A 14,089-nucleotide genomic window follows, 5' to 3' on the forward strand; every position below is an offset into this window, starting at 1 on the left:
GCCGCACCGGACCGGCTGAGTCGGCTTGTTGGTTGGGGTATTCGTCCCCGTGCTGGGTGACCACGTAGACTTTTCACCGTCGAGAGGCGTTGCAACGGTTCGCCGGTCCGCCGGTAACCGCCACGCTCGGCAGAGTTAAGGACGCCTTCCGCCAAGGAAGGAGCCCGCATGAATGCCTTTGAGCCCAACATCCGGCCTGACTGCACCGACGAGCTGAAGGCCGCGCTGAGCCGGCGAATCATGGTGATCGACGGCGCGATGGGCACGGCGATTCAGCGGGACCGCCCGGACGAGGCCGGTTACCGCGGCGACCGATTCACCGAGTGGCCGACCGCGCTACAGGGCAACAACGACCTGCTGACCCTGACGCAACCGCAGATCATCGAGGGCATCCACCGCGAGTACCTCGAGGCGGGCGCCGACATCCTGGAGACCAACACGTTCAACGCGAACGCGGTCTCGCTCGCCGACTATGACATGGCGGACTTCAGCTACGAACTGAACTACGCCGGCGCCGCCCTGGCCCGCAAGGCGGCCGACGAGTTCAGCACCGGCGACAAGCCCCGCTACGTGGCCGGCACGCTCGGGCCGACCACGCGGACCGCGTCGATCTCACCGGACGTCAACGACCCCGGCGCCCGCAACGTCTCCTACGACCAGCTGGTCGCCGCCTACCTCGAGGCCGCCAACGGCCTAGTCGACGGCGGCGCCGACATCCTGCTCATCGAGACCATTTTCGACTCGCTGAACTCCAAGGCGGCGGTGTTCGCCGTCGAGACGCTGTTCGAGGAGCGCGGACGCCGCTGGCCGGTCATCATCTCCGGCACCATCACCGATGCGTCCGGGCGCACCCTGTCGGGTCAGGTCACCGAGGCGTTCTGGAACTCGATCCGGCACGCGAAGCCGGTCGCGGTGGGCCTCAACTGCGCCTTGGGCGCGCCGGAGATGCGGCCCTACATCGCCGAGATGGCGCGGATCGCGGACACCTACATCTCCTGCTACCCGAACGCGGGCCTGCCCAACGCCTTTGGCGAGTACGACGAGTCGCCGGAGGCTCAGGCCTCCTACATCGCGGACTTCGCCGACGCGGGCCTGGTCAACATGGTCGGGGGTTGCTGTGGAACGGCGCCGGCGCACATCGCCGAGATCGCCAAGGTGGTCGAGGGCAAGCCGCCGCGCGAGCTGCCCACCATCGAGGTGGCCACCCGCCTGTCGGGCCTGGAACCGCTCAACATCACCGACGACTCACTGTTCGTGAATATCGGTGAACGCACCAACATCACCGGCTCCGCCCGGTTCCGCAACCTGATCAAGGCCGAGGACTACGACACCGCACTGTCGGTCGCACTGCAGCAGGTCGAGGTCGGTGCGCAGGTCATCGACATCAACATGGACGAGGGCATGATCGACGGCGTCGCCGCGATGGACCGGTTCACCAAACTGATCGCGTCCGAGCCGGACATCAGCCGCGTGCCGGTGATGATCGACTCCTCCAAGTGGGAGGTCATCGAGGCGGGCCTGAAGAACGTGCAGGGCAAGCCGATCGTCAACTCGATCTCCATGAAGGAGGGCGAGGAGAAGTTCATCCGCGAGGCCCGGCTGTGCCGCAAATACGGCGCCGCGGTGGTCGTGATGGCCTTCGACGAGCAGGGACAGGCCGACAACCTGGAGCGCCGCAAGGAGATCTGCGGGCGCGCCTACCGGATCCTGACCGAGCAGGTCGGTTTCCCGGCCGAGGACATCATCTTCGACCCCAACTGCTTCGCGCTGGCGACCGGCATCGAGGAGCACGCCACCTACGGGATCGACTTCATCGAGGCCTGCGCCTGGATCAAGGAGAACCTGCCCGGGGTGCACATCTCCGGCGGCATCTCGAACGTGTCGTTCTCCTTCCGGGGCAACAACCCGGTCCGCGAGGCGATCCACGCGGTGTTCCTGTTCCACGCCATCAAGGCCGGCCTGGACATGGGCATCGTCAACGCCGGCGCGCTGGTGCCCTACGACTCGATCGACCTCGAACTGCGGGACCGGATCGAGGACGTGGTGCTCAACCGTCGCCCCGATGCCGCCGAGCGGCTGCTGGAGATCGCCGAACGGTTCAACTCCGCAGAGAAGGCCGAAGATCCCGCGGCGGCCGAATGGCGATCTCTCCCGGTTCGTGAGCGGATCACCCACGCCCTGGTCAAGGGCATCGACGCCGACGTAGAGACCGACACCGAGGAGCTGCGGGCCGAGATCGCCGCCGCGGGCGGTCGCCCGATCGAGGTGATCGAGGGCCCGCTGATGGACGGCATGAACGTGGTCGGCGACCTCTTCGGCGCGGGCAAGATGTTCCTGCCCCAGGTGGTGAAGTCGGCCCGGGTGATGAAGAAGGCCGTGGCCTACCTGCTGCCGTACATCGAGGCGGAGAAGCAGCCCGGTGAAGCCGAGCACACCAACGGCACGATCGTGATGGCGACGGTGAAGGGTGACGTCCACGACATCGGCAAGAACATCGTCGGGGTCGTGCTGCAGTGCAACAACTACACCGTGGTCGACCTCGGTGTGATGGTGCCTGCCGAGAAGATCCTGGCCGCGGCCAAGGAATACAACGCCGACATCGTCGGCCTCTCCGGCCTGATCACCCCGTCGCTGGAGGAGATGGCCGGCTTCGCCGCCGAGATGGAGCGTGAAGGCCTCCAGATCCCGCTGCTGATCGGCGGCGCGACCACCTCGCGTGCCCATACGGCCGTGAAGATCGCGCCGCGTCGCAGCGGTCCGGTGGTCTGGGTCAAAGATGCCTCGCGTTCGGTTCCGGTCGCGGCCGCGCTGCTCGACGACAAGCAGCGGCCGGCGCTGCTGGAATTGACCGCGAAGGATTACGCGTCCCTGCGGGAACGGCACGCCCAGAAGAACGAGCGGCCGATGGTGCCGCTGGAGAAGGCCCGGGCGAACCGGACGCCGATCGAGTGGGACGGCTACACGCCGCCGGTACCTGCCCAGGGCCTCGGCGTGCGGGAGTTCCTTGACTACGACCTCGCCGAGTTGCGCGAGTTCATCGACTGGCAGCCGTTTTTCAACGCGTGGGAGATGAAGGGGCGCTTCCCCGACATCCTCAACAACCCGGCTTCGGGCGAGGCCGCCCGCAAGCTGTACAACGACGCCCAGCAGATGCTCGACACCCTGATCGAGGAGAAGTGGCTGACGGCCAACGCGGTGATCGGGTTCTTCCCGGCCAACGCGGTCGGCGACGATGTCGAGGTCTACACCGACGAGACTCGTACCGAGGTGCTGACGATGTTCCACAACCTGCGTCAGCAGGGTGATCACCGGGCCGGCATCCCGAACCGGTCACTGGGCGACTACATCGCCCCCAAGGAAACGGGTCTGGCGGACTATATCGGCGCCTTCGCCGTCACCGCGGGGCTCGGCAGCGGCGAGAAGATCGCGGAGTTCAAGGCAGATCTCGACGACTACAGCGCGATCCTGCTGGAGTCGGTGGCCGACCGGCTGGCGGAGGCCTTCGCCGAACGGATGCATCAGCGGGTTCGCAAGGAGTTCTGGGGATTCCAGCCGGATGAGCAGTTGGACAACGAGGCACTGATCGCCGAGAAGTACCAGGGAATCCGCCCTGCCCCGGGCTACCCGGCCTGCCCGGAGCACACCGAGAAGGCGACGATCTGGAAGTTGATGGACGTCCACGAGCGGACCCGCATCGAGCTGACCGAGTCGATGGCGATGTGGCCCGGTGCCGCCGTCAGCGGCTTGTACTTCTCGCACCCGCAGTCGCAGTACTTCGTGATCGGCCGGTTGGCCCAGGACCAGGTCGCCGACTACGCGAAGCGCAAGGGCTGGACCTTGGTGGAAGCCGAGCGCTGGCTCGCCTCCAACCTCGGCTACAACCCGGAGGACTGAGCCCTGGTACTGCGCGCGGTGCTGTGCGACATGGACGGCACCCTGGTCGATTCCGAGAAGCTGTGGGACGTCGCGATGGAGGCGCTCTACGACCGCCTCGGCGGGGTGTTGACCCCGGAAGTCCGGGCGTCCACGGTCGGCGGGTGTGCCGAGGACACCATGCGGATCGTCTACGACGACCTGGGACTGCCGCCCGATCCGGCGGCCATGGCGGCCTCGGCGCGCTGGCTGCACGACTACACCGGTGAGCTGTTCGACGCGGGCCTTCCCTGGTGCGAGGGCGCCCGCGAGTTGCTCGAGGAGCTGGCCGGTGCGGGGATGCCCACGGCCCTGGTGACCAACACCCCGCGGATGCTGGCCGAGCGGGCGCTGGGCAGCATCGGCCGGCACTATTTCGCGGCGGTGGTCTGCGGTGACGAGGTGCCCGCGGGCAAACCGGCGCCGGATCCCTACCTGCGTGCCGCGCAGCTGCTGGAGCTGGATCCGCGCCGGTGTCTGGCCGTGGAGGACTCGCCGACGGGTGCCGCCGCGGCCGAGGCGGCCGGGTGCGCGGTGCTGGTGGTGCCCAATGCGCTGCCGGTGCCGGCCGGTCCTCGGCGCCACCAGGTGGCCTCCCTGACCGGGCTCGGGCTGGGCGACCTGCACGAAATCTGCGCCCAGCTGGCCCCGTCCTCCGGCGAGCGTGCGTGTTTGCACGCCGACACGCCGTAAAAGCTGTGCATCTGTGCACGCTCGCGGCGGTAGCCGAAGCCCCGCGGAGCGAAACTGCCGTGACCGCCGCTGACCGGACATGAAACAATCGCTGCTCGTGAAGACCTTCGAGGAGCTGTTCGCCGAGCTCGGTGAGCGAGCCGCGACCCGGCCGGCCGGCAGCGGCACCGTGGCGGCGCTGGACGCCGGTGTACACACGATCGGCAAGAAGATCCTGGAGGAGGCCGGCGAGGTGTGGCTGGCCGCCGAACACCAGTCCGACGAAGACCTGGCCGAGGAGATCAGCCAGTTGATGTATTGGACCCAGGTGCTGATGATCTCGCGCGGGCTGACGCTGTCCGACGTCTACGGGAAGCTGTGAGCATGTTGCGTGTTGCGGTCCCCAATAAGGGGGCGCTCAGTGAGGCTGCCGCGGCAATGCTGTCGGAGGCCGGCTACCGCAGCCGTACCGACGCCAAGGACCTGACGGTCATCGACCCGGCCAACAAGGTCGAGTTCTTTTTCCTGCGGCCCAAGGACATCGCCATCTATGTCGGGTCCGGTGAACTCGACTTCGGGATCACCGGCCGGGATCTGGCGGCCGAATCCGGGGCGCCGGTGGCCGAGCGGCTGGCGCTGGGTTTCGGCTCTTCGCGATTCCGCTACGCCGCTCCGGCCGGGCGGGACTGGGTCGCCGCGGACCTGGCCGGCAAGCGCATCGCCACCGCGTATCCGAACCTGGTTCGTAAGGATCTGGCCGGTAAGGGCATCGAGGCCACCGTCATCCGGCTCGACGGGGCGGTGGAGATCTCGATCCAGCTGGGCGTGGCCGACGCGATCGCCGACGTGGTGGGCTCCGGGCGCACCCTTCGCCAGCACGGTCTGGTGGCTTTCGGCGAGTCGCTGTGCGATTCCGAAGCGGTGTTGATCGAGGGTGCCGCGTCCAATGGCCGCAGCGCCGAGACCGCCGCCGCCCGTGACCAACTGGCCGCCCGGGTGCAGGGCGTGGTGTTCGGCCAGCAGTACCTGATGCTCGACTACGACTGTCCGCGTGGGGTGCTCGAGCAGGCTGTCGCGATCACCCCGGGCCTGGAGTCGCCGACCATCGCGCCGTTGGCCGACCCGGATTGGGCGGCGGTGCGCGCGCTGGTGCCGCGACGCGAGGTCAACGCGATCATGGACCAGTTGGCCGCGATCGGAGCCAAGGCCATCCTCGCCTCGGACATCAGATTCTGCCGATTTTGATCAGTCCCGGTAGCTGAGCCTTCGCCGTGTTAGCGTCCGGTGGTCGGCTCGACTGGCCCGGGAGGTAGTGGTGACGCATTTCATCGTGCTGGTGCTCGCGCTGTTCATCGGTGCCGTTGCCGGCTTGCGCGCGTTTACCGCGCCGGCCGTGATGGCCTGGGCCGCGGCGCTGCAGTGGATCAACTTGAACGGGACGTGGGTCGAGTGGCTGAGCCATCCGGCGACCGTCGCCATCTTGACGCTGCTGGCGGTCGGTGAATTCGTCACCGACCAATTGCCCAGCACACCGGCGCGCACCGTGCCCATGCAGTTCACCGCGCGAATCCTGCTGGGCGGGTTCGCCGGCGCGGTGCTCGGCACGGCCTGGAACTACCCCTGGACCGCGCTCGGCGCCGGCATCATCGGCGCGGTCATCGGCACCCTGGTCGGCTTCCGGGTGCGGCAGCGCCTGGTCGCCGCCAACGGCGGGCACGACCTGCCGATCGCGTTGGTGGAGGACAGCATCGCGGTGCTGGGCGGTCTGGCGATCGCCGCGTTGACCGCGGTGGTCTGAACCTTCTCAGCGTCGCTGCACCAGCAGCGCCTGCGCCGACGTGCCGAAGAAGCCGTCCGCGTCGAACAGCTCCGCGGTGGTGACACCCACCCCGTCCGGGCCGATGGAGGCGCGGGCTCGCAGCCCGAAATCCGCTCCGGTCGGCATCCGGTGCAGGTGCACGACGGTGTCGGTGTTCATGAACATGTACTCGTCGACGTCCAGTGCGGCGCCGACGCCGTTCGCGGAGTCGACCACCATGGCCAGCCGCTGCAGGGCGGTGGTCGGCTCACTGTCCACCAGGTGCACCTGTGGACTCAGCCAGGCGACCGCCGTGCCGTCGGGCGCGTCCTGTTGGACCCGCCAGCGCACCGAATGGGCGTAACCACTGGCCCGGGCGAACCACTCCGGTGGCGGTAACGACGGCCCGCTGATCAGCGGCGCGTGCCGGTCGGAGGACACCGCGGTGGTGTCGGAGGTGGCCAGCGCCCAGGCGCTCAGCCGTGCCACCGGCCGGTCGTCGTCGCAGGTGAACATCTCGGCTTCCAGCAGAGCGATCCGCCGCCCCGGCCGCTGGACCCGGGCCGCGACCCGCACCGGGGCCACCGGTATCGCCCCCAGGATGTCCAGGCTCAGCCGGGCGATCCGCTGGCCCGATCCGTCGACCAGCCCCTCGATCTCGCGAGTGAGCAGCGCCAGCGGAGGAGAGCCGTGCTGTATCTGGCCCCAGTTGCTGCGGGTCAGGTCGGTGGATTCGTAAACGGTGCCGTCGGAACCATCCGTGCGCCGGTAATAGCTGCCGGTCATGCCGCACTGTCGGCCGGCCAGCCGGGGTAGGGCGGCGGGGTCCCCCCGAACGCCGGGCACAGCGCGCGGTGGGAGCACCAGTCACACAGGCGTGACGGCTGGGGGCGGAAATCACCTGTAGCGCCGGCGTTTTGGATGGCCTGCCAGATTGCGATCAGCGTCTTCTCGAAGCGCAGCAACTCGGCGTGCTCGGGGGAGTAGTCCAGCAGTTGGCCGTCGGCCAGATAGATCAGCCGCAACCGTGCGGGCATCACGCCGCGTGACCGCAGCAGGGCCACCGCATAGAACTTCATCTGGAACAGGGCCTTGGACTCGGCGGCCTCGGACAGCCGCCCGGTCGCCGAGGGAGCCCGGCCGGTCTTGTAGTCGACCACCCGCAGTTCTCCGGTCGCGGCGACGTCGATGCGGTCGACGAAGCCGCGCAGCAGGGTGCCGTCGGCCAGCTCGACCTCGACGCGCTGTTCACAGCTCTGCGGGTCGAATCGGCGGGGATCCTCCAGCCGGTAGTAACCGGCCAGCAGCTTGCGGGCCTCGGCCATGAGCCGCTCGGTGTCCAGCCCGGCGTCCAGGTCCGGGGCGGAGCTCATCAGGTGTTCCCACGCCGGGGCCACCAGGTCCCGGGCGGTCTCGGGATCACGCTGGGCTGCGGGCAGCGCGTAGAGCCGTTCCAGGGCGCCGTGGACCACCGAACCGCGCAGTTGCGCCATGGACGGTGGTTCCGGGAGCCGGTCAATGGCCCGGAAGCGATACAGCAGCGGGCACTGTTTGAAGTCGGCCGCCCGCGACGGGGATAACGCAGGCTTGCTCATAGTCCCGAACCCTACGGGTATGCGCCGACAACCCCGCTCGAACACGCTGCGTAGGGTGGACGGCTGTGTCCGAATCCGGGATCTTTCAGGCGGGCGATCGGGCCCAGTTCACCGACGCCAAGGGGCGCCGCTACACCACGGTGCTGGTCCCCGGCGGTGACTTCCACACCCATCGCGGGGCCATTCCGCACGACGAGGTGATCGGGCTGCCGGACGGCAGCGTGGTCAAATCCGCCAACGGGGACCCGTTCCTGGTGCTGCGGCCGCTGCTGGTCGACTATGTGATGTCGATGCCGCGCGGTGCGCAGGTGATCTATCCCAAGGACTCGGCGCAGATCATCCACGAGGGCGACATCTTCCCCGGGGCGCGGGTGCTCGAGGCCGGCGCCGGCTCGGGGGCTCTGACGCTGTCGCTGCTGCGGGCGGTCGGCCCGGAGGGCAAGGTGATCTCCTACGAGCTGCGCGACGACCATGCCGTGCACGCCCGCGCCAACGTCGAGACCTTCCTCGGGCACCAGCCGGACAACTGGCAGCTGGTGATGGGCGATGTGGCCGACTGCGACCTGCCGGACGGGTCGATCGATCGGGTGGTGCTGGACATGCTGGCGCCCTGGGACGTGCTGGGCGCCGTGTCGCGAGTCCTGGTCCCCGGCGGGGTGCTGGTGATCTACGTCGCCACCGTCACCCAGCTGTCCCAGGTGAACGAGGCGCTGCGCGAGCAGCAGTGCTGGACCGAGCCGCGGTCCTGGGAGACCATGCAGCGCGGTTGGAACGTCGTCGGGCTGGCGGTGCGCCCCCAGCACGCGATGCGCGGCCACACCGCATTCCTGGTCTGCGCCCGCCGGTTGGCGCCGGACACCGTCACCCCGACGCGGCTGGGGAAAAAACGGGGACGTCCGTAGCGGCTTAGGACGTCGTCGTCAGCAGCGTGGCCACCACGTCGGTCTCGGTGCGCGTTTGCAGTGCGCGCACCAGCGCCGGCTGCGAGCGGACCAGATGTCCGACAAAGGCGTAGGCGTCGTCGGTGTCGAGCAGGTAGGCCGCGGCACGGATCAGCTTGCCGGTCTCCTGAAGCTGTTGGTGTCCGGTCAGTCCGGCATAGGCCGGTAGCCCGAGGTTGAGCACGGTCGGGTCGTACTTGATCGGGTCGCCCGGACCCGGCCGTCCCATGGGCTCGTACTGAACCTTGTACTTGTCCAGCATCGCCTTGTAGCACCGGCTCAGTGCGGCCAGGTAATTGGCGTCGGCCACCAGGTCGGCCCCGACGAAGCCGACGACGATGCTGGGCGTGGCGATCACGTTCGTCGCCACGTTCCCCACGATCGACGTGTCGGTCACGCTGCAGCTCACCGGCAGATCGAAGTTGCCGCCGGGATCGGTCACCGTCAGATCCAGCACGGTGTCCGTCGCGGTGTAACCGACGCTCACCCGCCGCACCGACGTCACCGGATTCTCGCCGTTGTAGCCGTCCACGGGAAGTGTCACTTGCACAGTGCCCGAACCGGATACGGCGATTCCCCGGATGCTCCAGCTGGCGCGCGGTGTGCGGTAACGCGTCCAGTTCAGCCGGATCCGAGCGGTCTCGGACACCGAGTACAACACGTACTCGTAGTGGTTGTCGGCGATGCAGCACGCTGGGATGGTCGCGCAGGCGCGGCGCACGGCTGGGTCGGTGGTCAGGGTTCCCCGCGACACCTCACGCCGGCTGGTCTCCGACACCTTCGCTTCGAGTTGCGCGCCGTAGTCGTCGTCGATCGGGATGATGGTGGCGCCGTGGCGGACCGACCAGTAGGACTGCACCCGCACGTCGTTGACCCAGGCGCGTTGCCGCACCTGGCCGCCGCCGACCGTCGAATTGCTCCAGTCGCAGATCTCGCAGTTGCCGTCCAGCGGTTCCCGCCGCCAGCCGTCCGCCTCGGGATCGGTCAGGATCTCCACCAGCTCGTGGCCCAACGTCGACATCGTCAGCTCGATGTCCTCGGTCGCCGGGTCGAAGTAGCGCACCCAGCCCGCCCAGTAGCGATCGGTGTCGAACGGGAAATCGAACGTGTAGTCCGTCGAGTGCGCACCCGCGATGGCGCCGCCGGCCACCGTAAAGCCTTGCGGCATCAGCACGATGAAGGCGATTCGCGGGCCGTCGTCGGGATCGGGGAACACACCGTCGTCGATGGAGTCTTCGATCAACCCCAGTACCTTGCGCATCGCCACGGTGGAATCCACCGCACCCAGTGGAGGCCCGGGGGAGATCACGGTGAGCGAACCTCGCCAGGTCGGGGCGCCGGCGATGTAGTACTGCGCCAGCTCGCTGAAATACCGGCTCGCTAACAGGGATTGCGTGCGGGACTCGATCAGACCGCGCTGAGCCGAACCCGCGCCGTTCCACCAGCTTCCCCAGAACACCAGCTGCACGGGCGTGTGGGCGCCGCCGAGTACGCCGTGGTGATAGGCCACCGCCGACCCGTCGTGGGAGTTGTCGGCGAAGACCAGCGCTGGCACTTTCGGGCGTGACCACGCCCCGCTACACGAGTGATCGTCACGCTGATAGGTGATGATCGGTATGGAATCCGGTATCTCGTCAACGACGCTGACGATCAGCCGTTGCTCGATGGGCATTCTCGGAGTATGCGCCGGTCGCGAGCGGTTTACCGCGGGTTCGCTGTGCCAGTTTCGGCCAGTTTTGCCGCTAGTCGTCGCTGCGGTTCAGCCCCCGCCGCACCGACAGCAGTTCCACCTCCGGCCGCGCGGCCACCAACCGCTCCGCCGCGTCGAGCATCTGCACCAGATGTCCGCGGTCGCCGGACACCGCCGACACCCCGATTCCGCTGCGCCGGTGCAGATCCGGTGCTCCTGTCTCGGCGGCGGACACATCGAATTTGCGCCGCAACTCAGCGACGATCGGGCGCACCACCGAGCGCTTTTGCTTGAGCGAGTGCACGTCACCGAGCAGCAGGTCGAATTCGAGCCAGCCGATCCACATGGTCAGGGGGGCGGTGGGGCCGGCTCTGTGCTGCTGGTCCGCGCGTTGCCGAACGCCAACAGGGTCTTGGCAGTGGCCTGCGACAGCTGCCAGTCACCGTGATTCGGTGTGAACTCCATCGGGAAGAAGAACGTGCCGGTGGCGGGATTGGCCGTGTTGACGGTGACATCGGCGGTCACGTTGCCCGGACTGCGGTCCGACCAGCCGAGACCGGCGGCCTCCAGACTCAGCGGCAGATAGCCGCCGTCTTTGAGTGCGGTGGCGAACTTGTCGATGGTTGCGGCGTCGGCGGGTTTGGCGCCCTCGACCAGTGCCAGCTTGTCTGCGCCGGCGACCTCGGGGTCCGACAGCCGGTACAGCACATCGGTCAACGCCTCGGGCGCCGGCAAGGCCGACGACGGCGCCTGGACAGGCACCGTCGTCGACGTCACCGGAACCTCGGCCACCGGCTCCGCCGGCTGGTGGCCGCCGCAGCCCGACATCGCCAGAACGGCCGCCGCGAGGGCGGCGGGCCAGGCGATGCGGTGACTACACATGGCGTCTGCGATCAGCTCGACGTCAGCTGCGACAGCGACAACAGCGAGGACCGGGAGAGCTTCCAGCCACCCTGATCGACGAAGGTGAGGTTCACCGAGTGCGGCTCCAGCTTCGGTCCCGACGCGGTGACGTCGGCACTGGCCGCTCCGGGACCGGCCGGCGCGACGTTGGCCACGCTGATCGACAGTGGGAGGGCGCCCTTCTTGAGGGCCTTTTGCAGCCGGTGGTCGATGGCACCGCTCTCGACGGGGCCCAGGCCGCCCTCGACGAGGTTGGACTTTCCGGCGGCCGGAACGCCGGGGTCGGCCAGCGTGTTGAGCACGTCGGCCAACTGCTCCGGGGCCGGTAAAGCGGCGGCCGGGTCCAAGGGCAGCGGGGCGAAGAACACCGTCGTCGGCGCCTCGGCGGCGGCGGGTGCCGGCGTTGCCAGGTAGCTCACAGCTGAGGCTGCCGCACCGATGGCCGCGATCGCCGCCGCACGCGTGGCGAGGGATTTCATGTTCATTCGGATCCTTTCTGGGCCCTTTTGATCACCCGATTTGAGAGCGAGGCTAGCAGCGGAGCCGGTGTGTCGGATTGCCACAGAGCACGCGAATGCACAATGGCCGGTAGCGTTGGGGTATCCGCCGCTTCAACTTCCAGTTCGGGAAAGGAGCGCACCATGAGCAACATGGAAGATTCGCCGCGTCCTGAGACTTTCGACGCGTCCGGGGGGCCGGGCACGCCCGGTGATGACTTCGCCGAGTTGGAGGAACTGCGCCGCGAAGCCGCGGTGCTGCGCGCACAGCTCGAGAACACCCCGCAGGACACCGCCCGCGTGGGCCGCGACGTGCGTCAGCTCGAAGCCCACATTGACTCGCTGACCGCGCGAAACTCGAAGCTGATGGACACCCTCAAAGAGGCGCGTCAGCAGTTGCTGGCGCTGCGTGAGGAAGTCGATCGCCTCGGTCAGCCGCCGAGCGGCTACGGGGTGCTGCTGGGCAGTCACGAAGACGACACCGTCGACGTGTTCACGTCCGGCCGCCGGATGCGGCTGAACATCTCGCCCAACATCGACGTAGCTACCCTCAAGAAGGGCCAGACGGTCCGGCTCAACGAGGCGCTGACGGTGGTCGAGGCCGGCACTTTCGAGTCGGTCGGCGAAATATCCACGTTGCGCGAAATTCTGTCCGACGGGCACCGCGCGCTGGTTGTGGGCCACGCCGACGAGGAGCGCATCGTCTGGCTGGCCGAGCCGCTGGTCGCCGCGGACCTTCCCGACAGCAACCCGGACGCGCTGTCGGATGACTGGCGTCCCCGCAAGCTGCGCCCCGGCGACTCGCTGCTGGTCGACACCAAGGCCGGCTACGCCTTCGAGCGCATCCCCAAGGCCGAGGTCGAGGACCTGGTGCTCGAGGAGGTGCCCGACGTCAGCTACGGCGACATCGGCGGCCTGACTCGCCAGATTGAGCAGATCCGCGACGCCGTGGAACTGCCGTTCCTGCACAAGGATCTCTACCGCGAATACGCGCTGCGTCCGCCCAAAGGGGTGCTGCTCTACGGTCCGCCGGGCTGCGGCAAGACGCTCATCGCCAAGGCGGTGGCCAACTCGCTGGCCAAGAAGATGGCCGAGGTGCGCGGTGACGACGCCCACGAGGCCAAGTCGTACTTCCTCAACATCAAGGGCCCCGAGCTGCTGAACAAGTTCGTCGGCGAGACCGAACGTCACATCCGGCTGATCTTCCAGCGTGCGCGCGAGAAGGCCTCCGAGGGCACCCCGGTCATCGTGTTCTTCGATGAGATGGACTCGATCTTCCGCACTCGTGGCACCGGCGTCTCCTCGGACGTCGAGACGACGGTGGTGCCCCAGCTGCTCAGTGAGATCGACGGCGTGGAGGGGCTGGAGAACGTCATCGTGATCGGCGCCTCCAACCGCGAGGACATGATCGATCCGGCGATCCTGCGGCCCGGCCGCCTGGACGTCAAGATCAAGATCGAGCGTCCGGATGCCGAAGCCGCGCAAGACATCTTCTCGAAGTACTTGGTCGAGACGCTGCCGGTGCACGCCGACGACCTCGCCGAGTTCGGCGGGGACCGCGCGTTGTGCATCAAGGCGATGATCGAGAAGGTCGTCGACCGGATGTACGCCGAGATCGACGACAACCGGTTCCTGGAGGTCACCTACGCCAACGGTGACAAAGAGGTCATGTACTTCAAGGACTTCAACTCCGGGGCGATGATCCAGAACGTGGTCGACCGGGCGAAGAAGAACGCCATCAAGTCGGTTCTGGAGACCGGTCAGCCGGGTCTGCGCATCCAGCACCTGTTGGACTCGATCGTCGATGAGTTCGCCGAGAACGAGGACCTGCCCAACACCACCAACCCCGATGACTGGGCACGGATCTCGGGCAAGAAGGGCGAGCGGATCGTCTACATCCGCACCCTGGTCACCGGCAAGAGCTCCAGCGCCAGTCGTGCTATTGATACCGAATCGAACCTGGGCCAGTACCTGTAGTAGCGCACCAGGCGCGAACCCTTTCCGCGAGCGTGCATTGCTCCTATGTCAAGCGGCGGCTAGGTCGTGGGTTTGTGGTGGGGTGTGATTGTCGGTGAGCAGGC

General features: G+C 67.7%; 13 protein-coding genes. 7 read left to right on the forward strand and 6 right to left on the reverse strand.

Translation table 11 applies throughout. The annotated features are described in order from the left end of the window. Window positions 1-168 precede the first annotated feature (168 nt). From metH to ACJH71_RS12955, 5 genes are all read left to right on the forward strand, one after another. The gene (gene metH, locus ACJH71_RS12935; protein WP_406758403.1) at window positions 169-3,894 is read left to right on the forward strand and encodes a methionine synthase; all 3,726 of its coding nucleotides are present in this window, start codon (window positions 169-171) and stop codon (window positions 3,892-3,894) included. 9 nt (window positions 3,895-3,903) lie between these two features. Then, window positions 3,904-4,605 (forward strand): HAD family hydrolase, encoded by a 702-nt coding sequence (locus ACJH71_RS12940; RefSeq protein WP_406758432.1) that lies wholly within the window; start codon window positions 3,904-3,906, stop codon window positions 4,603-4,605. A 79-nt stretch (window positions 4,606-4,684) separates the two neighbouring features. Then, window positions 4,685-4,966 carry a phosphoribosyl-ATP diphosphatase gene (locus ACJH71_RS12945; RefSeq protein ID WP_046284100.1) on the forward strand — a complete coding sequence of 94 codons (282 nt, stop codon included), beginning with the start codon at window positions 4,685-4,687 and terminating at the stop codon, window positions 4,964-4,966. Window positions 4,967-4,968: 2 nt separating this feature from the next. Then, complete coding sequence (gene hisG / locus ACJH71_RS12950) at window positions 4,969-5,829, forward strand: ATP phosphoribosyltransferase (protein ID WP_406758404.1); 861 nt, start codon at window positions 4,969-4,971, stop codon at window positions 5,827-5,829. A gap of 70 nt (window positions 5,830-5,899) precedes the next feature. Further along, on the forward strand, window positions 5,900-6,382 hold the full coding sequence (locus ACJH71_RS12955) for a DUF4126 family protein (RefSeq protein ID WP_406758405.1): 483 nt from the start codon (window positions 5,900-5,902) through the stop codon (window positions 6,380-6,382). 6 nt (window positions 6,383-6,388) lie between these two features. Here ACJH71_RS12955 and ACJH71_RS12960 read toward each other — a convergent pair whose 3' ends face one another. Both ACJH71_RS12960 and ACJH71_RS12965 read right to left on the reverse strand, forming a co-directional pair. After that, on the reverse strand, window positions 6,389-7,168 hold the full coding sequence (locus ACJH71_RS12960) for a thioesterase family protein (RefSeq protein WP_406758406.1): 780 nt from the start codon (window positions 7,166-7,168) through the stop codon (window positions 6,389-6,391). Further along, on the reverse strand, window positions 7,165-7,977 hold the full coding sequence (locus tag ACJH71_RS12965; RefSeq protein WP_406758407.1) for a RecB family exonuclease: 813 nt from the start codon (window positions 7,975-7,977) through the stop codon (window positions 7,165-7,167). The genes ACJH71_RS12960 and ACJH71_RS12965 overlap by 4 nt, the downstream gene beginning before the upstream one ends. A 65-nt stretch (window positions 7,978-8,042) precedes the next feature. Between ACJH71_RS12965 and ACJH71_RS12970 the strand changes: the two genes are divergently transcribed. After that, window positions 8,043-8,879 (forward strand): tRNA (adenine-N1)-methyltransferase, encoded by an 837-nt coding sequence (locus ACJH71_RS12970; RefSeq protein WP_406758408.1) that lies wholly within the window; start codon window positions 8,043-8,045, stop codon window positions 8,877-8,879. A 4-nt stretch (window positions 8,880-8,883) separates the two neighbouring features. Here the strand turns inward: ACJH71_RS12970 and ACJH71_RS12975 are convergent, their stop codons facing one another. The 4 genes from ACJH71_RS12975 to ACJH71_RS12990 form a co-directional block, all read right to left on the reverse strand. Then, window positions 8,884-10,590, reverse strand: a complete 1,707-nt coding sequence (locus tag ACJH71_RS12975) for a hypothetical protein (protein ID WP_406758409.1) — start codon at window positions 10,588-10,590, stop codon at window positions 8,884-8,886. A 70-nt stretch (window positions 10,591-10,660) separates the two neighbouring features. Then, window positions 10,661-10,954, reverse strand: coding sequence for a DUF503 domain-containing protein (locus ACJH71_RS12980; protein WP_406758410.1), 294 nt, complete (start codon window positions 10,952-10,954; stop codon window positions 10,661-10,663). A gap of 2 nt (window positions 10,955-10,956) precedes the next feature. After that, window positions 10,957-11,490, reverse strand: coding sequence for a hypothetical protein (locus ACJH71_RS12985; RefSeq protein WP_406758411.1), 534 nt, complete (start codon window positions 11,488-11,490; stop codon window positions 10,957-10,959). A gap of 11 nt (window positions 11,491-11,501) precedes the next feature. Then, window positions 11,502-11,996, reverse strand: coding sequence for a hypothetical protein (locus ACJH71_RS12990; RefSeq protein WP_406758412.1), 495 nt, complete (start codon window positions 11,994-11,996; stop codon window positions 11,502-11,504). A gap of 165 nt (window positions 11,997-12,161) precedes the next feature. On the opposite strand from ACJH71_RS12990, the gene arc reads away from it, so the two are divergent. After that, window positions 12,162-13,985 (forward strand): proteasome ATPase, encoded by a 1,824-nt coding sequence (gene arc, locus ACJH71_RS12995; protein WP_406758433.1) that lies wholly within the window; start codon window positions 12,162-12,164, stop codon window positions 13,983-13,985. Window positions 13,986-14,089: the final 104 nt, after the last annotated feature.

Origin of the sequence: Mycobacterium sp. SMC-15 (assembly GCF_045310925.1) — a bacterium.
Lineage (GTDB): Bacteria > Actinomycetota > Actinomycetes > Mycobacteriales > Mycobacteriaceae > Mycobacterium.

Excerpts from the sequence above, each read along its gene's own strand:
- metH (WP_406758403.1), top strand. The coding sequence starts at position 169 with ATGAATGCCTTTGAGCCCAACATCCGGCCTGACTGCACCGACGAGCTG.
- ACJH71_RS12945 (WP_046284100.1), top strand. The coding sequence starts at position 4,685 with ATGAAACAATCGCTGCTCGTGAAGACCTTCGAGGAGCTGTTCGCCGAG.
- hisG (WP_406758404.1), top strand. The coding sequence starts at position 4,969 with ATGTTGCGTGTTGCGGTCCCCAATAAGGGGGCGCTCAGTGAGGCTGCC.
- ACJH71_RS12960 (WP_406758406.1), bottom strand. The coding sequence starts at position 7,168 with ATGACCGGCAGCTATTACCGGCGCACGGATGGTTCCGACGGCACCGTT.
- ACJH71_RS12965 (WP_406758407.1), bottom strand. The coding sequence starts at position 7,977 with ATGAGCAAGCCTGCGTTATCCCCGTCGCGGGCGGCCGACTTCAAACAG.
- ACJH71_RS12975 (WP_406758409.1), bottom strand. The coding sequence starts at position 10,590 with ATGCCCATCGAGCAACGGCTGATCGTCAGCGTCGTTGACGAGATACCG.
- ACJH71_RS12980 (WP_406758410.1), bottom strand. The coding sequence starts at position 10,954 with ATGTGGATCGGCTGGCTCGAATTCGACCTGCTGCTCGGTGACGTGCAC.
- ACJH71_RS12985 (WP_406758411.1), bottom strand. The coding sequence starts at position 11,490 with ATGTGTAGTCACCGCATCGCCTGGCCCGCCGCCCTCGCGGCGGCCGTT.
- ACJH71_RS12990 (WP_406758412.1), bottom strand. The coding sequence starts at position 11,996 with ATGAACATGAAATCCCTCGCCACGCGTGCGGCGGCGATCGCGGCCATC.
- arc (WP_406758433.1), top strand. The coding sequence starts at position 12,162 with ATGGAAGATTCGCCGCGTCCTGAGACTTTCGACGCGTCCGGGGGGCCG.